The following is a 23490-nucleotide window of genomic DNA, read 5'->3' as shown; positions in this document are numbered from 1 at the left end:
AAATATGTTAAAAAATATTAACACCACCAAATTTTCTATGTTTTTTTATTTAAAATAAAATATTCACAAAAAACAAATCATATAATTAAAGATAATTAATAGAATATGTTTTAATTAACACAAAATAACAAATTTTAGAATTTTATTATTTCAAAAACAATATTCTTTTAAATTTTACAAACATATATTTTGTCCATACCATTAATAAATTTATAAAAAAAGTATAAGATATTAATTTTGAAAACATTATCTTATTAAATAGATTATTATAAAATTAATCCTAACAAAAAGTAAATATTATTTTTCAATTATTATAAAGAAATAATACATAAAAAAAGGACTGTATCGAATCATCGAACAGTCCTTAATTTTAATATAATTTAAAAATAAATTAAAATTATTCTTTTATAAATTTAAAACTTTGAGATAATCCATTATTGTTCTTAACAGTTACCATATAATTACCTTTAACAAGGTTTCTAATATCAAGTTTACCACCTACTAGTTTAGAGGAAGACACTAATTTACCTGATAAATCATATATCATAATATCTGTATTACCTCCAACTTCATTTAAGTAAATAAAGTCTTTAGCAGGATTTGGATAAAAACTAACCTCATTTTTTTTATTTGGTAACTCTGATGTTGACAATGTAGATAAGTTGTCAGAAGTAACTATCAAGGTGAAATTTTGAGAATTATTTACTAAACTTCCTTTATGAGTTATTGTAATTGTATAATTACCTGAAGGATTATCAACATCTACCCTTTCAAAATTATCAACATTATTAGTAGAATTACGTGTTGCAGGTGAACTTGGAGCCGACATACCTTGTAACTTCCAAGGATAAAATGTAGAATCATCTTTTGTCACTTTAACATCTAAATCATTTACCAAATAAACATCTGTAGGATCAACATTTCCATTATTTTGAGCAGAGGAAGCAGGATCAGTCCAAGAAATTGAAACCCTTAGAGGTGTTGTTCCACTAGCAGTAATAGATTTGCTATAAGATTGTCCATTTTGCAATGTCAATTCCTCTATTATACTTTTAGATCCAGTCGATTTATTTTTATCACGAATTGCAATCGCAGCTTTTTCCGCGTTAACTAATCCCCAACCATACGAATAATCTGGACCTATTGTACTACCTGCTTCATCAGCATTGTGTAGTATTAACCCTTTTGCGGTTGCAGCTCTCATATATCCATTATACAACTGATTATAATATTGCTGAAGCAACAAAACAACTCCAGTAATACCAGGTGAAGCCATTGATGTTCCATCCATAAAACCGACAGCTGTATCAGAATCACTTAATGTTGATCTTACCTGTACACCTTTGGTTGAAATATCCGGCTTTATTCTTCCATCATCAGTGGGTCCCCAACTGCTGAAGCTAGACATAATCACACTAGATGGCCCAGTATAGTTACTTACCTGCTGAACAGCGGCAACGGTAATTATATTTTTGGCATTACCATGACCAAATATCAGATCATAGCCATTTTTTTGGGATATCTGAGTAGATCCTGGAGGAGTAGTATTATTACGATCATTACCAGCAGCAAAAACAGGTAAATAATATGGATTTTGAAAACAAATTTGATCAACTTGTTTAGCCCTAGAGTCATAAGCTCCATAATACCATAAAGAACTTAGGGCTCCCATAGCATAAGAATGATTAGATGTTAATAATCCATTAGATGCCTCACCAGTCATTTCTATTAAATCACTATTCCAATCATATGAATTTACGCTTGAATTGAAAGCAATCCCTCTTACCAAGGGATTAATTCCCTGAGCTGCAATAGTACCACACACATGCGTAGCATGTTCATCCTGCACTCCTCCATCCATAATGTTCACCTTAGGAAAAACACCCACAACAAACTCTTCATGTGTCGCCCTAACACTTCCACCATCCCAAACAGCAGCAGTCATATTCTGCCCCTGAATATTAATACCTAAAGAACCATTATTATAAAGTTTGTTGGCTCTAGATGTAGTTGCAGAACCAAAATTATGAGTTTGAGCATATATTAATTCTCCATTAGAATTTACACCTACAATTTCTCTCTTAGCCTTACTAATTGGGAGAATCTCAATCCTTTTTTTATCTGGATTATTAAGTAAATAGTTTTCAAGTCTAATTTTTGATTCTTTTTCCTCCTGAATTAACTGCTTAACAAGTTCTTGATTGGCCTTTTGATTAGAAAATGAAGCTATTTCAGCTTTTTCTTTCAAAGATTGTGAAAAAAAGAAATTAGGTAAAATTAACAAACCTATAATGCAATATTTATGATTCATTTATTAAATTTTTACAAAAATACATTTTTTTATAATATTATACCTTATCTTTTATTATTATATAAATTCCTTAAATGATAAAAACTATTAATAATAAAACAATACTCTTTTCAATGAATAAAATGCTTTATGATACAAAAGCCTTAAATAAATTTTAAGAATATATTCTATCTAATCATTTAAAATTTTTGCAATCTTTTTTACATCTTCTTCATTTTGAAATTTTATTTTGTTCTCTTTAAAGAAGATATTAAGTTGCTCTTTTTTGGCAGGAAATTGCTCAATAATCTCCTTTGAATTTTTAACTTTCTTTACGCTTCCATCTGAGTTTTTAAGATAATATACTGGATCTTGGGCTCTAAATGTAGCTGGTTTATCACTAGAATATGTGTTTGAGGCAGGGATAACATCAGTGAACTTGGTTTGAATTTTTTTATAAAGAGAAGCATATTTCCCATTAACTATTTCAAAAAAATACTCATCTTGATTGTCTGCTGTTTTCAAAAGAACTAATGTTTGCTTAGGAGATGTAATTTCTATCCTTGCAAATTTAGAGTCTTTTGGAAGCACCATAATTTTCCCATCCTTTTCAAATTCAACTTGATCTTTATAAGAATTATATCGCACAGGTATTTTCTCATAATTATCCGAGATTTTAGCCAATGAAAAGTTTGTATTTGAATAAGGAGAACCTACAACTTCATCGTAGTTGAGAGACCTCCCTGAATTCTTTGAACTAACAAGTCCAGAAAAAGTGCTACCTTCTGCAAAATCTCTATTAGATAGAATCATTCCATTTTGTGCAAAACAAATATTAGAAGAAATTAATAAAATACTTAAGACTATTATTTTCATTTTTCAATTTTTTTTGTTAAAAATACAAATTATATATCTTACATTATATTTATTATTTTTTTTTATGATTTTTTAACGTGATTAGTATTTTAGATCTATAGAAGTTTCTATTTTTATACTATAGTAGTTTATTTTTATTAGTTAGCAATAAAAATATCAAAGTAAAGTTTATTATTTAGAATTATTACTATTGATATATACAACCTTTAATAAATAATACCGCCCGCATCTTCGATGCGGGCGGTATTATTTATTAGCAAAATTAAATTACTTTAATTTCTTTTTCACAGCAACTTCTTCGTAAACTTCAAGAATATCGCCTTGTTCAATATCATTATAACCTTTAAGGTTCAATCCACATTCGTAGCCCTTCGTAACTTCTTTAACATCGTCTTTGAAACGTTTTAAACTTTCAAGCTCTCCGTCGAATTTCACGATACCGTCTCTTAGTAAACGTACTTTTGAGTTTCTTGTAACTTTTCCGGTAAGAACCATACAACCTGCAATGGTTCCAACTTTAGAAATTTTGAAGACTTCACGGATTTCTACATTACCGATAACCTGCTCCTGAATTTCAGGTGAAAGCATTCCTTCCATTGCTTCTTTAACCTCATCAATCGCTTTATAAATTACAGAATATGTTCTGATTTCAATTTCTTCACGATCTGCAAGGTCTTTTGCATTCGCTCCAGCTCTTACGTTAAATCCTATAATAATAGCATCCGATGCAGCTGCTAAGTTGATATCAGACTCTGTAATCTGTCCTACTCCAGAGTGAAGGATATTTACGCTGATTTCCTCAGTGGAAAGTCTTTGCAACTGATCAGAAAGTGCTTCTACCGAACCATCTACGTCACCTTTAAGGATAATGTTCAATTCTTTAAATTCACCTAAAGCAATACGTCTGCCCAATTCTTCAAGCGTTGTATGTTTTTTGGTTCTGATAGACAATTCTCTCTGAAGCTGTTCTCTTTTGTTAGCAATAGCTTTACCTTCACTTTCATCGGCATAAACACGGAATTTATCCCCCGCAGTAGGAGCACCGTCTAAACCTAAAATGGTTGCCGGAATCGATGGTCCTGCTTCTTCAAGGTTTTTACCTCTTTCGTCCAATAAAGCTTTCACTTTACCGTGGTTTTTACCCGCTACAACATAGTCTCCAACTCTTAAAGTTCCTGTCTGAACCAACATTGTTGCAACATAACCTCTTCCTTTATCTAGGGAAGCTTCTATCACTACTCCATTTGCAGAACGTTCAGGATTAGCTTTTAATTCCAGCATTTCTGCCTGTAATAAAACTTTCTCCAACAATACATCTACATTATTACCAAATTTAGCAGAAATTTCCTGAGCCTGAACATTTCCGCCCCATTCTTCAACCAGAATATTCATTCCGGAAAGTTGTTGACGAATATTATCCGGATTTGCATTCGGCTTATCTACTTTATTGATTGCGATAATCATTGGAACCCCTGCCGCCTGTGCGTGAGAAATAGCTTCTTTGGTTTGCGGCATCACATCGTCATCGGCAGCGATTACGATAATTGCAATATCCGTAACCTGTGCTCCTCTCGCTCTCATTGCTGTAAAGGCTTCGTGACCTGGAGTATCTAAGAATGTAATTCTCTGACCATTTTCCAGCTTCACATTATAAGCACCGATATGCTGAGTAATCCCTCCAGATTCTCCTGCAATTACGTTTGTTTTTCTAATGTAATCGAGCAATGAAGTCTTACCGTGGTCAACGTGTCCCATTACAGTTACAATAGGTGCTCTTGGCAACAAACTTTCTTCAGTATCGATATCTTCTTCTGAATCTGTATCTTCTAAATCAGCATCAGAAAATTCAATTTTATATCCGAATTCATCTGCAACTAATAATAAAGTATCGGCTTCAAGTCTTTGGTTCATGGTAACCATAACTCCAAGAGAGAAACAAGCTGAAATTACTTCGGTAGGAGAAACATTCATCAAACTTGCCAACTCACCAACGGTGATGAATTCGGTAACTTTTAATGTTCTGTCTGCAGCATCAATTTCCTGCTGACGTTCGTCCTGCTCTCTACGGAAACTTCTTTTATCTTTTCTATGTTTAGAAGATTTAGATTTGCCTCCTTTGTTGGTTAATTTTTCAAGGGTTTCCTTAATCTGATTTTTAACTTGTTCGTCAGTTAATTCAACAGGCATACTTCTTTGCCCAGGTCTGTTGTTACCAAAACGGTTTCCTCCTTGACCTTGAGGACGGTTTTGCCCGCCTTGTCCTTGAGGACGATTTCCTTGATTATTTCCGAAGCGGTTTCCTCCACCTTGACCTTGAGGACGGTTTTGACCACCTTGTCCTTGAGGGCGATTTTGCCCGCCTTGACCTTGAGGACGGTTTCCTTGGTTATTATTTCCGCCTTGTTGGTTATTCCCGGTATTTTGGTTTGTGCCTCCAGGCTTTTCTATTCTCTTTCTTTTCTTTTTAGCTCCTGAATTTGGTTTTGGTGCAAACTGTGTTAAATCAATCTTTTCACCAACAATCTTAGGACCATCCAGTTTTTGGTAAACGGTTTCTATTTTTTGAGGCTCCTGAGATTCTTCAGAAGGAGTTTCTACTTTAGGCTCCTCGGTCTTTTGCACTGGTTTTTCAGGTGCTTTAGGAGTTTCTTTTACTGGTTCCTCCGTTTTTTTCTCTGCTTTAGGTTCTTCAGCTTTTGGCTTTTCCTTTTTTGCAGGTCTGTTTCTATTGCTTTCGATTTGAGACAAATCTATTTTATCTAAAACCTTAAATTCCTGCTTTTCAACAACAGGCTTAACTTCAGCAACAGGTTCAGTTTTTGGGGTTTCCTTTACCTCTTCTTTCTTTTCCTCCACTGTTGGTGCAGGTGCAGGTTCAGGAGTAGGCTCGGACGCAACCGTTTCCGTTTTTTTAGGCTCAAGATCTATTTTGCCTAAAATTCTGGTTTCTGGTTTTATATTAGCTTTAGCTCTTATTACTTCAGGGGTTTTCTTTTCTTCGATTTCCAGCTTTTCTTCCGGAACTTTAGAAATCACCACCTCTTGGGAAGCCTTACGTTGCTCGCCATCTTTGGCAAACTCAGCTTCCAATGCAGAATATGCCGCTTCTTCTAATTGAGCGTTAGGATTGGTTTCAACCTCGAACCCTTTAGACTGTAAAAACTCTACCAATCTGGACATCGAAATATTGAATTCCTTAACCGCTTTATTTAATCTTATTTTTGGCATCTATATTTTTTACTGTTTTTTAATTCTTAAAAATTAAAGTTTCTTTTTACTTATTATTAAAATTTATTTCTAAATATTAATCTTCAAATTCTTCTCTCAGAATACGTTTTACATCTTCAATGGTTTCCTCTTCAAGATCCACCATATTCAGCAAACTTTCTGTATCCTTATCCAACACCGATTTTGCCGTAGTAAGACCTACTTTATTAAATTCATCCAAAATCCACTGTTCGATATCATCATTAAACTCTCTCAAGTCTACGTCATCATCTTCACTGGCTTCTCTGTATACATCAATTTCGTAGCCAGACAGCCACGAAGCCAGTCTGATGTTTTGCCCCTGCTTACCGATAACTTTGGAAATCTCTTCAACCGGAGTATATACTAAAGCATAATTAGTATCCTCGTTGATGTCAATTTTATTGATGGTAACATTTCCTAAAGCTCTCTTCACCATGATTTCAGGGTTTTTAGACCACTGAATAACATCTATATTTTCGTTTCTCAATTCTCTTACAACACCGTGAATTCTTGATCCTTTTACTCCGACACACGCTCCTACCGGATCTATTCTGTCGTCATAAGCATCTACAGCAATTTTCGCTTTTTCACCAGGAATTCTTACTGCTTTCTTAAGAATAATCGTTCCGTCCTGAATTTCAGGAATCTCCAATTCTAATAATTTCTCCAAAAATTTCGGAGCTGTTCTTGAGATAATAATCTGCGGTTTAGAACCTTTAAAATCTACACTTTCTACAATTGCTCGGATATTTTCGCCTTTTTTGAAGAAATCTGAAGGAATCTGGTTTTCTTTTGGCAGAATAAATTCATTTCCTTCATCATCAAGCAAAATTACATGCTTGTGTCGGATGTGGTGAATTTCTCCAATAACGATTTCGCCGATTCTGTCTCTGAACTGCTCATAAAGCATTGCATTGTTATGCTCCTGCAATTTTGTTGCTAAAATCTGTTTCAGCGTTAAAATATTTCTTCTTCCTAACTGTGCAACCGGAATTTCCATGGTAAAATCTTCCCCAACTTCAAAAGTAGGATCTATTTTTTTGGCTGCGGATATTTCAATTTCAAGATCATCATCTTCAGACATTTCGTCTTCAACGATTGTTTTATTTAAAAATATCTGAAAATCTCCTTTATCAGGATTTACAATTACATCAAAATGATCATCAGAATCGTATCTTTTTCTAAGCAATGTTTTAAGGGAATCTTCAATGATTGCCATTAAATCTATTTTACTGATCCCTTTTTCGTCTTTAAAATCACCAAAGGATTCAATCAACGCTATATTATCCATTTATCTTTTTTTCTTTTATTAAAATTTAATTACTACCAATGCCTTTTTAATCTCTGTGTAAGAGATTTCTTTTTCTTCCACCACATCTACTTTGCCTTTACCGATATCTTTAGGTTTTCTGTAACGAAGTATCAAGGTAATTTTTTCTTCGTCTATCTTAGCAAGTTCTCCTTCAATTTCAGACGAATCATTCAAAAGAACTTCAATCTCTCGCCCAATATTTTTCTGATACTGCCTAGGAATAGAAAGCGGCTCACTTAGTCCCGCAGACATTACCTGCAAACTGAAATCATGCTCTTCCCGATCCATATTAAACTCTATTGCACGGCTTGCATCCAGACAGTCCTGCACAGAAACTCCATTATCTCCATCTAAAATTACGGCAATATCGTCCGATGCAGAAAACTTCAAATCAATAAGAAACAAATCCTTTCTTGTTTCCAGGAAATCATTTAATAATGTTTCAATATTTTTTCTAAACTCCATATTTTAAAATAGCTGATTTACCAGTACGAAAAAAGGCTTTCTCGTAGAAGCCTTTCCATTTTTTCCGTAAATCTACGGCAAAGATAAAACATTTTTATAAAATACACAAACTCTATTCATAATCAGCAAAATACCGCTACATACTCCTAGTTCATATAAAATTAATACTCCGCAGAAATTTATGTTCATATCTTTCGCTTTAGATATACTATTTAAAATAGATTGAAAGTATTTTAGTATTTTTGTTGCGAATTTTAAAAACATACATTTTGAATATTACAATAGTAGGAACGGGCTATGTAGGATTGGTTACAGGAACCACTCTTGCAGAACTTGGAAATTCTGTATACTGTGTTGATATAGATGAAAAAAAAGTTGAAGGAATGAAAAACGGCATAGTTCCCATCTATGAGCCGAATCTTGAAGAAATGTTCCTCAGAAATATACAGTCTGAAAGATTGTTTTTCACCACCGATTTAAAAGAAGCTTTAGATAAAAGCGAAGTTATTTACTTAGCACTCCCTACTCCACCCGGAGAAGACGGATCTGCCGATCTTTCTTATGTTTTGAAGGTAGCACATGATATTGGAGAAATGATGACCGAATACAAGGTTGTTGTAAATAAAAGCACTGTTCCTGTAGGAACCGCAGACAAAGTTAGAGCAATGATCTCTTCTAAAACAAATTTACCTTTTGATGTGGTTTCCAATCCCGAATTTCTACGCGAAGGATTTGCCGTAGAAGACTCTATGAACCCTGCGAGAGTGGTTGTAGGATCTAGCTCTGAAAAGGCAAAAGAAATAATGGCTAAAATTTATCAGCCATTTACCAATACAGGAACTCCTATCATTTTCATGGACGAGAAATCTTCCGAACTTACTAAATATGCCGCAAATTCTTTTCTGGCAGTAAAAATCACGTTTATGAACGAGATTGCCAATTATTGCGAAAAAGTAGGAGCCGATGTTGACAAAGTAAGATTGGGAATGGGAAGCGACGACAGAATTGGTCACAGGTTTTTGTTTCCGGGCATTGGCTACGGAGGAAGCTGTTTTCCTAAAGATGTAAAAGCTTTAATAAAATCTGGCAAAGACGACAATTTCGATTTTGAAATATTACAGGCAACCGAAAAAGTAAACATTGCACAAAAAGTTATTCTTTCTTCTGAAATTGAAAAATATTTTGGCGGAAATTTAAAAGGGAAAAGAATTGCGATGTGGGGACTTGCTTTTAAAGCCAATACGGACGACATTAGAGAAGCTTCTTCTTTGGATAATATTGCTATTCTTTTAGAAAAAGGTGCAGAAATTGTCGCTTACGACCTTATTGCTGAAGAGAATGTAAAGAAACTTTTAGGCGACAGAATATCTTACGCCAACACAATGTATGATGCACTTGAAGGCGCAGATGCTTTATTCATTGCTACAGAATGGCCCGAGTTTAAAAACCCGAATTTCTCACTTATGGCAAAAAAAATGAACAACAAGGCAATATTCGACGGTAGAAATATGTTTCCTTTGGAGCTTCCACAGCAAAACGGTTTCTATTATAAATCTATCGGGAGAAAAACAATTCAACAATAACAATAAAATACTATTGCAAAGTCATTTGCACATTATTATGAAAAATATAATCATTACAGGTGGCGCAGGATTTATTGGTTCTCACGTTGTCAGAGAATTCGTAAAGAACAATCCAAATACCAAAATTATCAATCTGGATGCGTTAACATATGCGGGTAATCTTGAAAATCTAAAAGATATTGAAAATGAACCCAATTACATTTTCGAAAAAGCAGATATCACCAAACCGGAAGAACTAAGAAAAGTATTTGAAAAATACAACCCCGATGCAGTAGTGCATTTGGCAGCAGAAAGCCATGTAGACCGAAGTATTACAGATCCAATGGCATTCATTAATACCAATGTAAACGGAACCGCCAACCTTTTGAATCTTTGTAAAGAATTTTGGACTTTAAACCCAGATCACACTCACGGAAGATTTCCGAATGAAAAAAGAACCAATCTTTTCTACCACGTTTCTACTGACGAAGTTTATGGAAGCTTAGGAGAAACAGGCTTCTTTCTAGAAACAACTCCTTACGATCCACAATCGCCATATTCTGCAAGTAAAGCCGCATCCGACCATTTGGTAAGAGCATACGGAAATACTTATGGGATGCCTTTTATAGTTTCCAATTGTTCAAACAATTACGGACCAAACCATTTTCCGGAAAAGCTGATTCCGCTTTGTATTTCTAATATCCTTAATGAAAAAGATTTACCTATCTATGGTGATGGAAAATATACAAGAGATTGGTTATTTGTAATCGATCACGCAAGAGCAATTCATCAAATCTTCAACGAGGCAAAAACAGGAGAAACGTACAACATCGGAGGATTTAACGAATGGCAGAACATTGATTTGGTGAAAGAATTAATTAAACAACTCGACACCAAATTAGGAAAACCGGAAGGTTATTCTGAAAAACTAATCACTTACGTTAAAGACAGACCGGGACATGATAAACGTTACGCAATAGATGCCAATAAACTTAATAAAGATCTCGGCTGGAAACCCTCTGTAACTTTCGAAGAAGGCTTATCAAAAACGATTGACTGGTTTTTGGAAAACAAAGAATGGCTGGATAATGTAACTTCAGGAGATTATCAGAAATACTACGACAAGCAATATTCTTAATACTTAAAGTTATGAAAGGAATTATTCTAGCTGGAGGTTCAGGAACCAGATTATATCCATTAACCATTGCAGTAAGTAAGCAACTGATGCCTGTTTATGACAAACCCATGATTTATTATCCACTTTCTACGCTTTTATTGGCAGGGATTAAAGATATTTTAATTATCACAACACCACACGATCAGGCAGGTTTTATTAAACTTTTGGGTGACGGATCACAAATTGGATGCAATATTCAATACAAAATACAGCCAAGTCCGGACGGATTGGCACAGGCATTTATTTTAGGGGATGAATTTATCGGAAATGATGCAGCAGCATTAGTGTTAGGCGATAATATTTTCTACGGTTCTGAAATGGGAACACTTCTCAAACATAAAACCAATCCAGACGGCGGAGTGGTCTTCGCATACCATGTTACAGACCCCGAACGTTATGGAGTGGTAGAATTTGATGATGATTTTAAAGCAATATCCATTGAAGAAAAGCCTTTGAAACCAAAGTCGAATTATGCCGTACCCGGATTATATTTCTACGACAACGATGTTGTGGAAATTGCAAAAAACATTAAACCATCACCAAGAGGCGAACTGGAAATTACAGATGTAAATAATGTCTATCTGAGCAAAAACAAATTGGAAGTAGGCGTTCTAGACAGAGGAACAGCATGGCTGGATACGGGAACTTTCGATTCTCTTCATGATGCATCAGAGTTTGTAAGTGTAATCGAAAAACGACAGGGATTTAAAATCGGCTGCATCGAAGAAATTGCATGGAGAAATAAATTCATTAATGACGAAAAGCTTTTAGAAACTGCGACAAAATACGGAAAAAGCGGATATGGGAACTACCTTAAAAATTTAATAAAATAATCCGAATCACATCCAATAAACAAAAGCTACCTATATTTATCGGTAGCTTTTTTGCTAAAGGCATAAATATCAATACCTTTACATTAAGAATTGTTTATTTATCTGCTGTAACAACCTACAAGAATTCTGTAAATCAATAATTTATTATAAATTTGCAAAAAAATCCCCACAAATGAATGAACCACAGCAAAAGTGGACAGAAACCATTGAGGCGCATCACTCTTTATTCAAGCTTAATTTAAAGGAAGTCTGGCAATACCGTGATCTTGTATTCATGTTTGTAAAAAGAGACTTTATTGCATCTTTTAAGCAAACTATTTTGGGACCACTTTGGTTTTTCATTAATCCTATTTTAACAACTATTGTTTTCACTTTAGTTTTTGGGGGTATAGCCAATCTTCCCACAGACGGCATCCCTCCTATCCTCTTCTATCTTGCGGGTAATACACTTTGGGGATATTTCAGTACTACAATGCTGAGTGTTTCTAATGTATTTACCGGAAATGCAGGGATTTTCGGTAAAGTATATTTCCCAAGACTGGTTACTCCAATCTCTACCATCATTTCCAGCTTTATGCGGTTGGGAATACAGTTGGTTTTATTTTGGATTGTATTAGGATATTATTTTTACAAAGGCGAAGTACATCCCAATTCCTGGGCATTTTTCTTCCCTGTCTTAATTATATTTCTGGCTTTATTTTCTTTAGGATTGGGTATGATTTTCTCCTCTCTTACAACAAAATACAGAGATTTATCGTTGCTTTTAGGATTTGGAGTAAGTTTATTCATGTGGTTTACACCGGTAATTTTACCCACTTCTTTAGTGAAGCAGAAACTTGGAAGCTATGGATTCTTAGCAGACCTTAATCCTTTAACGCCGATTTTTGAATGTTTTAAATATGGTTTTATAGGTTCCGGAGACTTTAATGTTTCAAGACTTTTGATGAGTTTTGCATTTATCATTTTAGTTTTACTTCTTGGGATCGTTATCTTTAATAAATCTGAAAAATCTTTTATAGATACTGTTTAACCGAAAATTAAATGATGTATCCAGATGGATACATTGCTTTAGTTTTATCCTTTTTAATTTAAACATCAAATAAAACACATGCTTGCATTAAAAGCTGAAAATATATCAAAACAATACCGACTCGGACAGGTGGGTACAGGAACTCTTACGCATGACCTTAATCGGTTTTGGCACAAGGTAAGAGGTAAAGAAGACCCTTATCTTAAAATTGGAGACGCCAACGATCGTTCTTCCAAAGGGAGTTCGGATTATGTGTGGTCACTTCGCGATATTAATTTTGAAATTGAACAAGGTGATGCCGTTGGTATTATAGGTAGAAACGGAGCAGGAAAATCTACACTTCTTAAAATATTAAGTAAAGTAACCAAACCCACTACCGGAAAATTGTACACCAATGGTAGGATTGCCTCTCTTTTGGAGGTTGGCACCGGTTTTCATCCGGAGATGACGGGTAGAGAAAATATTTTTCTCAATGGAGCAATCTTAGGAATGACGAAAAAAGAAATTACCAGAAAGTTTGATGAAATTGTGGACTTCTCAGGCGTTGAACGATATATTGATACCCCTGTAAAAAGATATTCTTCCGGGATGTATGTTCGTTTGGCTTTTGCAGTTGCCGCACATTTAGAATCTGAAATCTTGATTGTAGATGAAGTTTTGGCAGTAGGTGATGCTGAGTTTCAGAAGAAATGCTTGGGGAAAATGGGGGATGTTACAAAGGGAGAAGGAAGAACTATTTTGTTTGTGAGTCATAATTTAGATTCAATTTCAAAGCTTTGCACAACTGGTATATACTTAGAAAACGGAAGAATGAAATATTCTGGAGGGATAAATAATACAATAAACACATATCTGTTGGCTAATGATAAAAATAATGCAAGGAAAATATACAATGAAAGAATAGATGATTTCATAACCCTAAAATATGCAAGTGTTTTGAATGATGAAAATGAAGAAATTTCTAGTTTGCTTGTAAACGAGAGTTGGAAAGTAAACATAACATTTGAAGTTAATAATGACATTTCTGGTTATGTTTTTGGCTTAGGGATGACTACGCAAACAGACATTGCTGTTAACACTTCTTGGAGTAATCCTTTAAATTTAAAATCTGGATTATATTCATTTGACTTTAATATTAGAGACTTTCCTTTACAAGCAGGGAGATATAATCTATTATTTGGTGTGACTAAAAACAAAAGATCTATATTTTATGATGATAATTTCCTTTCTGTTAACGTTGAGAATATATTTTCAAATGACAGAATTGAAAAAGCAGATGGATCTACTGGTATTTTCGCTAAACAATTTGATAATGAAATTACATCTCTATAAAATAAAAAATTTTCTTATCTCATTTTTTAAAAAAGAGATTCCTAGTTATAAAAAAAATTATGTGAATTACAAGAATTCTTGGATTCATAAGACCGTTAGAATTGATAATTATGACAACTTAATCATTGGTAACAATGTTGAAATTAAGGAAAATGCTATTATTCAAATCTTTAATGGAAAGATAAAAATAGGCAACAATACGCAACTAAATCCTTTTACTGTAATCTACGGAGGCAATGTTACAATAGGCGAAAATGTACTAATTGCTCCTCATTGTATGATAGCTTCTGGAAATCACAATTTTCTCCAAGTAAAAGTACCAATAAGGTTTGCTGATGATATTACTAAAGGCCCTATAACTATTGATGATGACGTTTGGATAGGTGCTAATTCTACTATTACTGATGGAGTACATATTGGTAAAGGTGCAGTCATTGCAGCTAACAGCTGCGTAACAAAAGACGTTGAAGATTATTCTATTTATGGAGGGGTTCCTGCAAAAAAAATTGGTTCAAGATTAGAAAAAAGCACAAATGATAATCACTAAACTCCAAGGCGGTTTGGGAAACCAAATGTTTCAGTATGCTATAGCCAAAAGCAAAAGTATTAATGAAAAGGTTTTTTTAGACTTTTCTTTTCTGAAAACCAATAATATTTCTACAGAGCATTTCACTAAAAGAGAGTTTGAACTTGATATTTTCAATATTGCTTACAGAGATTTTTCACAGAAACAAAGAAATATATGCTTCGGAAAGTCTCTCAAAAACAGATTACTAAGAAAACTGTTTTACGGGTATACAAAAATTATAAAGCAGACCGAAAACGAGCTGATCTCAATTCCTGATGTAAAAAACATATATTTCGACGGATATTTTCAATCGGAAAAATATTTTAAAGATATCCGTTCAATACTTATAAAAGAATTTACCTTTCCTAATTTGGATACTCAGAATAAATATACTTCGCATAAGATAACATCTGTGAAAAATTCGGTATCTGTTCATATTAGAAGAGGTGATTACTTAAAGCCCGAAGTGTTGAAGTATCATGGTATTTTACCATGGGAATACTACGAAAGTGCCATTAATTTTATAAAGAATAAGTTTGATGAAACACATTTTTTTGTATTTTCTGATGATTTAGAATTTGCAAAAACACTATTCAATGATTCACAAGAAGTAAGTTTTGTAGAAGGAAATATGGGTAAAGATAGCTGGAAAGATATGTGCTTAATGTCTCATTGCAAACATCATATTATCGCTAACAGCAGCTTTAGCTGGTGGGGGGCATGGCTTGGTGATGAAAATGGCTGCACAATAGCACCCAAAAACTGGTTTAATCCTAAAGTTGCCAACTTTAATATTGACGACTTTATTCCTCAGAATTGGTTCAAAATATAAACAATGGAAAATCCTAAAATATCAATATTAATCGCCAATTACAACAATGGTCATTTTTTCAAAGACTGTTATAATAGTCTAATGGCTCAAACTGAAAAAAATTGGGAAGCTATAGTCATAGATGATGGCTCTACCGATAACTCTGTTGAGGTGATAAAAGATTTGATTCAACAAGACACTCGTTTTCGATTCTATCAGAACGAAGAAAATCTAGGATATCAAAAAACATTGATAAAAGGTATTTCTCTTAGTAGAGCCGATATTTTTGGAAGATTAGACCCAGACGATGCTTTCACACCTAATGCCTTAGAGGCCTCTATAAAGGCTCATTTGGACTTCCCAGAAGTAGGGTTGGTATATTCTAATTTTATTTTTTGTGATGATTTGCTAGTACCTACAAGTGCACATAAAGCCACTCAGATCCAAGAGCTTGATGTTTCTGCTTATTATAACTTTGCAGGAGAAATATCTCACTTAGCGACTTTTAAGAAAGCTGTTTATAACCAAACCAGCGGAATTGACATACAAAATAAAAAAGCCGAAGATAAGGATATATATATGAAAATGTGCGAGGTAGCTCCTGTAAAATATATTGATGAAGACCTCTATCTCTATAGGGTACATGCTGGCGGGATTTCTACAAATAGCAATACAGATAAAGCCTATTTTTGGCATTGGGTGGCTCTTATAAAAATGGCAGAACGAAGAAATGTTAATATCGAAAATTTGTTTCTGGAAAAATTTGTAAGAAAAGAGCGTTATGACTTCGAAATTGCACAAAAAGACCGCAAATTAAGTTTGTTGAAGAAGTCGAGAATTTTAAAACTTTTATACAAAATAGGTCTTTTTAAAGCATATAAGTATTTGTGATAAAAAATGACAATGAATATCTTTAATTATATATAGTTTAGCTCTATTTTGTAATAATACAATAAAACAGTTTAGCTTTCTACAGAATGATAACAACTTGTTTGTTTTTAGTACTATTATTAAAAGTGAATGGAGATTCATTCATCAGGATATGCCTCAGTTTTTTAGCAAAACCACAGCAGAACTAAAGAACGAAAAATCTTGTTAATACAATAGCTTTATATAAAAAACAACCTAAAGGACTTTTGGCATCCTGCCAAAAGTTTTTTACTCTCTATCTTTTGCCATTCAACTTATAACCCATAGCACCATGAGTATTTTATCTCACATTTTACTCCAAGAAAAAAGGCAATCTTAGGCAAATCTTAGTCTTCTATCTCAAATTTCAATATCTTTGTCAACAAGAAAACAACAAATGACACAACCTCTTATTTCCGTCATCGTCCCCTGTTATAACCAGGCACAGTACCTCGATGAATGCCTGCAATCTGTCCTCGACCAAACCTACGAAAACTGGGAGTGCATTATCGTGAATGATGGATCGCCAGATAATACCGAAGAAGTAGCCAAGCTATGGGTTGAAAAAGATTCTAGATTTAAATATTTATATAAGGAAAATGACGGGTTGTCATCTGCAAGGAATGCTGGAATAGAAATTTGTAATGGAGAATGGATTCAGTTTTTAGATTGTGATGATAAAATTGCGAGGGAAAAATTTGAGAGTTCAAATCTTTTTTTTGAAAACAATGATATTATTATCACGAATTTTGAGTTATTTAAATCAGAACTTAATTATCCACCGTTTTGTCATTTAGAAAACGCTAGTTTTAATTTGGAAAATATAATTCTAAAATGGGACAATGGCTTAAATATTCCAATTCATTGCGCGTTATTTCATAAAGATACAATCAACAATATTACGTTTAATACAAAATTAAAATCGAAAGAAGATTGGGATTTTTGGATTCGATATTATGAATCTGAAAAAAGGACATTTTTTGTAAATAAAAACTTAGCTTACTACCGTATCAATCCAAATTCAGTAGGGTTAAATTTTGAACTTATTAATTTTGCTAATGCTGTAATATATAATAATCACTCAGACATTATAAAATCATTAATGTTTAAGAGATTAAATGACCTTAATCTGTCAAAAGATATTCTTAATAGAAATCTAGAGGCCAGAATTCAAAAATTAGTTAATAGTAGATTTTACAAAATTTATAGTAAAATTAGAACTACAATTAAGTTTTAAAATAATGCTTTCAATAATAACCTCATCTTATCAAGAAGATTTTTTCGTTCAATTTTCTGAAAATGTTAAAAATACAATTGGAAAAAATATTGATTATGAAATCATCCAAATATGGAATCCCGGTGTAATGGGGATATGTAAAGCATATAATATAGGTGCAGAAAAAGCAAAATATGAAAACTTACTTTTTGTGCACGAAGATGTTTTGTTTGAAACTCAAAATTGGGGCGAAATATTAGTTGACTATTTACAAACCGAGAATATTGGATGTATCGGTGTGGCAGGAGCTACTTACATACCTAATGTACCCTGCGGATGGTGGATGGTTTCCGGATATGCATACAGTCATCTTGCCCATATTAATAAAAAGACAAACGAAAGACACGATTACACCTTTGCAGGCAGTGAAAATGGATTGCTAAAAGTGAGGTTTATAGATGGCGTTTTTATCGCATGTAAAAAAGCTACTTGGGCAGAGTATAAATTTGATGAAAGATTAACAAATTTTCATTCTTATGACATTTCTTTTTCTTTGCATTTAGACAGTAAATTTCAGAATTTCATTACCAATAGAATTAATATTTCTCATTTTTCTGCAGGAAGCTTAACAAAAGTTTGGTTAGAACAATTGCTCTTAAACCGAAAACTCAACAAAAATTTTTACAAAGAAAACAGAATTAATAATGACACAGAGATTAGGATATACAGGCTTTTTGCTCATCATCTAAAAGAATATGAATTTACAAAAAGGGAAATTTTATTTCACCTCGTTAAATTTCTAAATTTAAAAAGATTAGGCGTAAAAGGCTTCTTGAAAGCATTAAGAATAATCTATTGGAGTATATAATATAATTTTTTAATGAGTCCAAAAATACTAATTATAGAACAAGGCTTTATACAACAAGATGCTATATGCTTTTTGCAAAGTTTAGGTTATAATATCGATTTCTTTTTAATTGATAATAATTTTACTTACAAAAGAAAGTTTTATCATAAATATATTAATATTTTTAAAAGGCTGTTTTTAAAAGATAATTCTTATTGGACAAATTTGGACATTAAGCATAAAAATAAACATTATCTAAGACAAATTAAAGAAAAAGTATGCGATATTTATGATTATATCATAATAATCCGCTCAGATAATTTTAATGTACATTCCTTACGTTATCTTTCAAAACATTCTCACCATAAACTTGTCAGCTATTTATGGGATAGTGTGAATATGCCAAAATCCATTTCGATTCGTAAGTCGAGGCATTTATTTTCAGACATATTTTGTTTTGATAAGAACAGCATCATCAATTATCCGGATCTTAGACTCAAATACGAAACTAATTTCTATTATCCGGTCGCACAAATTGAACAATTAAAAAAAGATTTGCCTGTAAAACGTGCTGATGTTATATCCTACGTTGGCAATATTGCAGATAGAAGAGATAGAATCATTACAGAGATTCTGGATAATATAAATTTTCAAAAAGCCAAAATCAATCTTGATATTAGTATCGTAAAGCATGACCTGGAGGTAGATACTTTGGAAAATAAATATGCTTTCAATTATCTGCAGAACGGCATTTCAATTCATGATTATTTGAAAATTACATTAAATTCTACGATTGTTTTAGATATTCAGGCAGGATGGCAAAATGGTTTTACATTTAGAATTATTGAGGCAAGCTACCTCAAGAAAAAGGTAATAACAACCAATCAGTTTGCTAAAGAGTTAAAATTTTTCTTTTCGAGACTTTCCTTTAATCAACAAAAAAAGATGATCAAAAAAATAATTTGGAGTAAATAATCCTAAAAATTAACTCAAGATCTATAAAAATAAATACAAACAACAGAATATGCTTCATAAATCTAACCTGTTAATTGTAAATCCTCTTTTCACAGAATTATTCATAAAAAACAGCAAAGAAATTCTGAAGGATGAATATATTGTTGACGAATTTTTTATTAAAAGAACAAGGAGAGAATATCGACTTTTGAAGTTATTCCACAAAATTTGCAATTTATTCTACATTCATATTCTTAAGAAAAGAGATTACTATAAAAAAGTTGAAACTACAATCCAAAATAATTACTACAAACGTTGCTTAGATAAAATTAAAAATAACAAGTATGAAAAAATTTTATTTTGCAGAGGAGATAGGTTACCTGCACATGTATTAGCTAGACTACGTGTATTGGGAAATGAATTAATAAACTACCAGTGCGATGGTGTAAAAATGTGCCCTGATATATTTGATAAAAAGAAATATTTTTCTTCAATCTACAGTTTTGAAAAAGATGATATTTCTCTCTACCCTGAGCTAGAATTAATATTTATTCCTAACTTTTATTTTGAGCATTATCGTGAAACCAAAGAAGTTGTATATGATCTTTATTACATTGGTATAGGTTTAAACGAACGTATTAAAATTTTGGAAAATTTGGCTCACCTTCTACCTCAGCAAAGAATCCATTTTATGGTTTCGGGGCAAGAGAAAGAAAACTCATCAGCTTTGATATTTTTTTCAGATTATATTTCTTATGAAGAAAACCTCAGCAATGTAATGAAGTCAAAATGCATAATAGACCTTAAAATGGATGTTCATAATGGTTTATCTTTTCGTTTCTTTGAAGCAATGTATTACGAAAAAAAAATAATTACCAATAATACAGATGTTAAAAATTATAACTTTTATCATCCAGACAATATTTTAGTTGTCGATTATAAATCTATAGACACTGTTGAGGTTTCAAACTTTCTTAACAGAGATTATTATAAAATTGATAACGATATTATACAAGATTATTCTTTTAAAGTCTGGTTGAGAAAGATATTAGAAATTTCTTCTAATTAAGCTTAAAAATCTCAGTTACCAAAAGAAAATCCCATCATGAAAATCGGTTTTTACAGTTCTATGCCTCTGGAAAATAAGGCAAATTGGTCCGGAACAATGTATAAAATGTACGAACAAATCTCTGCATTAGGCTATGAGATAGAATGGATTCCGCAAATAAAGTTAGATGAGCAGGAAACTGCAAAACTCACCAAAATCCAGAAGCTATTTTATACAATTTTTCATCGCGGTTACAATACAAAAGTTAATTTTCACTCGTCAAAAAAACTCGGGAAAAAAATTTCCTCTTTTTTAAAGGATAAAAATTATGATATTCTTTTTGTTCCAACTTACCTCAACGATTTTGCTTTTGTTAAAACCAGAATACCCATTATCTATCTCAATGATGCCAATGTTGCCCAATTATTAAATTATTACCCCTATTATTCGGGATTTGGATGGCTTTCTAAATGGGAAACCAAACAGGTTGAGAAAATAATGCTGAATAAAAGTGCCATAAATATTTTCTCTTCCGAATGGGCTGCGAATTATGCTGTTCAAGCTTATGGCATTAATCCTGAAAAAGTAAAAGTTTTAAAATTTGGAGCCAATTTAAAAGCTCCTGCGGCAGAAAACTTAATCCAAGAGAAAAATAAAGAATTTATTTTCTTATTTCTAGCGGTAGACTGGGAAAGAAAAAGAGGCCACCTTGCTTATGAAACCATAAAGATTCTTCACCAAAAAGGTTATTCGGTAAAATTACAGATTATCGGCTGCAACCCCAATTTAAATGAGACCTGGGTAAATATTATTCCCTATCTTAACAAGAATAACGATGAAGATTTAGCAAAGATTCAGGCTCATCTTTTGCAGTCTCATTTTCTTTTTGTTCCCACAAAAGCAGATTGTACACCTATTGCGTTCTGCGAAGCTGCAGCATATGGTTTGCCCATCATTACAACAGATACAGGCGGGGTTTCGGCTCATGTAGAAAACGGAAAAACAGGATTGCTGCTTTCTCAAAATTCGTCTGCGAAAGAATATGCAGCGGCTATCGAAAAAATTATTAATAATGAAGAACTCTTACATAGTTTTTCCCAACAGGCAAGAATAAAATATGAAAAAGAACTCAACTGGGAGATTTGGAGAAAAAAATTTAAGGAAATTACCCACAAAATTATTTCGTAAAAGATGACAAAGGTTCTATTTATATACAAAAACCAAGTATTAGGCGAACCATTCGTAGATCAGTTTATTAAAAACGGGTATGATCTGGAAATACTTTTTAAAAACAAACTCTACTATAATCAGTTTACTTTCCTTCAAAAGCTAACGAATCTTTTCTATAGAAATGTTCTTAAAAATAAACAATATCCTATCATTGCCAATAAAATAAACTTTGAGAGATATTGCAAAAAAAGTGTTCAGCAACTTCAAAATAATAGTTTTGATTATTGTCTGGTCATTCGGGGAGATCTTGTTCCTGAATATGTAATAGAAAAAGCAAGAAAAATCAGCAAAAAAATGATAGATTATCAGCTTGACGGCATTTCTGTATCCAAAAAAATTCTTTCTTACCGAAAATATTTTGATGAAATTTTTGTTTTTGATCAAGAAGATATAAAAAACTACCCGGATTATGATTTAAAATTCATCACGAACTGTTTTTATGAAAAAGATGATACGGATTATAAAGCAGAGTACGATTTTTTTTACATTGGGCAGTATCTTCCGGAAAGACATGAAAAAATACAGCATCTTCTATCCTATCTTGATGACAATAAAATTTCTTCAGAACCTCTTATTTATCTTAATACAGATAAAGAATATGCCAATAACGACAACAGAATTAAAAACCTTGTCGAGGCAACATCTTATCAGGAAAATTTAGAAATGGTAAAAAAAGCGTCTGTGTTGATTGATATGAAACGTGAGGAACATGGCGGACTTTCACTTCGTTTTTTTGAGGCTCTCAATTATAAGAAAAAAGTAATTACCAACAATGCTACAGTACAATCGTACGATTTTTATCATCCCGATAATATTTTCGTTACCGATTATAAAAATTTCGAGGGGTTATCAGAATTTCTCAAAAAACCATATCAAACAATTGAATCAAAAATTGTAGAGCAGTATGAATTCAAAAACTGGGTTCAAAGATTACTTGTTTAAATAGTAGAGAATAATATTTGATGGAGAAATATCTTTCAGAATTCTAAATATTTGGTTGGGGATATTATGGGAAAATGCAAAATAGTTTTTCAGAGCTTTTATTCTGATTTCTTTAGGAATATTGGATGATGCAAGTTCTGACCAGTAAATAAGAGCGTAATTTACCGATTTTTTAAAGTTTTCCCAGTATTTTGCTGATAAGCCATCTTCTAAATAATCTCCTGTATATATCGACCTACCAAAGTAATAAAAGGTATAGTTTTGGGAGATTCTGTTTAGCACCAAAGACTCCGGACAAAACTTCTCTCCCTCTATAACAGGAAATGGAAATTGTTGAGCTATTGAAGTTTTTATGCAGACTGCCATTTCTTCGTTGTAGCCATATTTGTAGGTAAAATCCAAAGAAGAACATTCCATTTGTTGACCATCGAAAGATCTTTTAATAACATCCTGATTAATATAAGACCTTAAACCAATCAACCCCGCATTATTATCTTTTTTAATATTATTACTTTCTTGCTGCAATATTTCTAAACTGTCATTGGGTAAAAAATCATCACTATCCACTGTGAAAAAGTAGAAACCTCGGGCTTCTTTTAGTCCTGAATTAATTGCAATATGTTTACCCTGATTTTTTTGTTTAAAATATCTTATATTCAACTTATTTTCAGCAATAAAAGATTGAATTAATGCTTCCGTATTATCGGTAGAACCATCATCAACAATTAACCATTCAAAATCTCTGAAAGACTGTTTAAGCAAACTTTGGTATAAGTTTTCAATAATATATCCTCTATTGTATGCTGGAGTAAATATGGTAAATAGCATAAACTTTTAAT

General features: G+C 32.6%; 20 protein-coding genes. 14 read left to right on the top strand and 6 right to left on the bottom strand.

Annotation, left to right across the window (positions count from 1 at the left end):
• Nucleotides 1-397 precede the first annotated feature (397 nt).
• The 5 genes from IV513_RS05360 to rimP all read right to left on the bottom strand — a co-directional run bounded on the left by IV513_RS05360 (nucleotide 398) and on the right by rimP (nucleotide 8192).
• Nucleotides 398-2311 (bottom strand): S8 family serine peptidase, encoded by a 1914-nt coding sequence (locus IV513_RS05360; protein WP_209389510.1) that lies wholly within the window; start codon nucleotides 2309-2311, stop codon nucleotides 398-400.
• A gap of 171 nt (nucleotides 2312-2482) precedes the next feature.
• The gene (locus tag IV513_RS05355; RefSeq protein WP_209389508.1) at nucleotides 2483-3166 is read right to left on the bottom strand and encodes a hypothetical protein; all 684 of its coding nucleotides are present in this window, start codon (nucleotides 3164-3166) and stop codon (nucleotides 2483-2485) included.
• A gap of 267 nt (nucleotides 3167-3433) precedes the next feature.
• On the bottom strand, nucleotides 3434-6394 hold the full coding sequence (gene infB, locus IV513_RS05350) for a translation initiation factor IF-2 (protein WP_209389506.1): 2961 nt from the start codon (nucleotides 6392-6394) through the stop codon (nucleotides 3434-3436).
• Nucleotides 6395-6470: 76 nt separating this feature from the next.
• The gene (gene nusA / locus IV513_RS05345; protein ID WP_209389504.1) at nucleotides 6471-7706 is read right to left on the bottom strand and encodes a transcription termination factor NusA; all 1236 of its coding nucleotides are present in this window, start codon (nucleotides 7704-7706) and stop codon (nucleotides 6471-6473) included.
• A gap of 18 nt (nucleotides 7707-7724) precedes the next feature.
• Nucleotides 7725-8192: a ribosome assembly cofactor RimP gene (rimP, locus tag IV513_RS05340; RefSeq protein ID WP_209389502.1), complete on the bottom strand. Its 468-nt coding sequence runs from the start codon at nucleotides 8190-8192 to the stop codon at nucleotides 7725-7727.
• A 269-nt stretch (nucleotides 8193-8461) separates the two neighbouring features.
• Between rimP and IV513_RS05335 the strand changes: the two genes are divergently transcribed.
• The 14 genes from IV513_RS05335 (at nucleotide 8462) to IV513_RS05270 (ending at nucleotide 22651) form a co-directional block, all read left to right on the top strand.
• Nucleotides 8462-9775 carry a UDP-glucose/GDP-mannose dehydrogenase family protein gene (locus IV513_RS05335; protein ID WP_209389500.1) on the top strand — a complete coding sequence of 438 codons (1314 nt, stop codon included), beginning with the start codon at nucleotides 8462-8464 and terminating at the stop codon, nucleotides 9773-9775.
• 37 nt (nucleotides 9776-9812) lie between these two features.
• Nucleotides 9813-10892, top strand: a complete 1080-nt coding sequence (gene rfbB / locus IV513_RS05330) for a dTDP-glucose 4,6-dehydratase (protein ID WP_209389498.1) — start codon at nucleotides 9813-9815, stop codon at nucleotides 10890-10892.
• Nucleotides 10893-10903: 11 nt separating this feature from the next.
• Nucleotides 10904-11764 (top strand): glucose-1-phosphate thymidylyltransferase RfbA, encoded by an 861-nt coding sequence (rfbA, locus tag IV513_RS05325; protein ID WP_209389496.1) that lies wholly within the window; start codon nucleotides 10904-10906, stop codon nucleotides 11762-11764.
• Nucleotides 11765-11936: 172 nt separating this feature from the next.
• Nucleotides 11937-12794 carry an ABC transporter permease gene (locus IV513_RS05320; protein ID WP_209389494.1) on the top strand — a complete coding sequence of 286 codons (858 nt, stop codon included), beginning with the start codon at nucleotides 11937-11939 and terminating at the stop codon, nucleotides 12792-12794.
• 78 nt (nucleotides 12795-12872) lie between these two features.
• Nucleotides 12873-14126 carry an ABC transporter ATP-binding protein gene (locus IV513_RS05315; protein ID WP_209389493.1) on the top strand — a complete coding sequence of 418 codons (1254 nt, stop codon included), beginning with the start codon at nucleotides 12873-12875 and terminating at the stop codon, nucleotides 14124-14126.
• Nucleotides 14107-14673: a DapH/DapD/GlmU-related protein gene (locus tag IV513_RS05310; protein WP_209389492.1), complete on the top strand. Its 567-nt coding sequence runs from the start codon at nucleotides 14107-14109 to the stop codon at nucleotides 14671-14673. The genes IV513_RS05315 and IV513_RS05310 overlap by 20 nt, the downstream gene beginning before the upstream one ends.
• A complete protein-coding gene (locus IV513_RS05305; protein ID WP_209389490.1) occupies nucleotides 14660-15526 on the top strand; it encodes an alpha-1,2-fucosyltransferase in 867 nt (288 codons plus the stop codon). The genes IV513_RS05310 and IV513_RS05305 overlap by 14 nt, the downstream gene beginning before the upstream one ends.
• Before the next feature lie 3 nt (nucleotides 15527-15529).
• Nucleotides 15530-16396, top strand: coding sequence for a glycosyltransferase family 2 protein (locus tag IV513_RS05300; protein ID WP_209389489.1), 867 nt, complete (start codon nucleotides 15530-15532; stop codon nucleotides 16394-16396).
• Nucleotides 16397-16790: 394 nt separating this feature from the next.
• The gene (locus IV513_RS05295) at nucleotides 16791-17651 is read left to right on the top strand and encodes a glycosyltransferase family 2 protein (RefSeq protein WP_245168868.1); all 861 of its coding nucleotides are present in this window, start codon (nucleotides 16791-16793) and stop codon (nucleotides 17649-17651) included.
• A gap of 4 nt (nucleotides 17652-17655) precedes the next feature.
• The gene (locus IV513_RS05290) at nucleotides 17656-18498 is read left to right on the top strand and encodes a glycosyltransferase (protein WP_209389487.1); all 843 of its coding nucleotides are present in this window, start codon (nucleotides 17656-17658) and stop codon (nucleotides 18496-18498) included.
• 12 nt (nucleotides 18499-18510) lie between these two features.
• A complete protein-coding gene (locus tag IV513_RS05285) occupies nucleotides 18511-19452 on the top strand; it encodes a hypothetical protein (protein ID WP_209389485.1) in 942 nt (313 codons plus the stop codon).
• A 49-nt stretch (nucleotides 19453-19501) separates the two neighbouring features.
• Entirely contained in the window at nucleotides 19502-20500 is a 999-nt protein-coding gene (locus IV513_RS05280; protein ID WP_209389484.1) for a hypothetical protein, read from the top strand.
• 36 nt (nucleotides 20501-20536) lie between these two features.
• A complete protein-coding gene (locus IV513_RS05275) occupies nucleotides 20537-21667 on the top strand; it encodes a glycosyltransferase family 4 protein (protein ID WP_209389483.1) in 1131 nt (376 codons plus the stop codon).
• 3 nt (nucleotides 21668-21670) lie between these two features.
• Nucleotides 21671-22651 (top strand): hypothetical protein, encoded by a 981-nt coding sequence (locus tag IV513_RS05270; RefSeq protein WP_209389471.1) that lies wholly within the window; start codon nucleotides 21671-21673, stop codon nucleotides 22649-22651.
• Here IV513_RS05270 and IV513_RS05265 read toward each other — a convergent pair.
• Complete coding sequence (locus IV513_RS05265) at nucleotides 22640-23479, bottom strand: glycosyltransferase family A protein (protein ID WP_209389469.1); 840 nt, start codon at nucleotides 23477-23479, stop codon at nucleotides 22640-22642. The two genes, IV513_RS05270 and IV513_RS05265, sit on opposite strands and share 12 nt — an antisense overlap.
• Nucleotides 23480-23490: the final 11 nt, after the last annotated feature.

Source organism: Chryseobacterium sp. RR2-3-20 (assembly GCF_017808115.1).
Taxonomy (GTDB): Bacteria; Bacteroidota; Bacteroidia; order Flavobacteriales; family Weeksellaceae; genus Chryseobacterium; species Chryseobacterium oryzae.
This window is presented reverse-complemented; position numbering and strand designations above follow the sequence as displayed.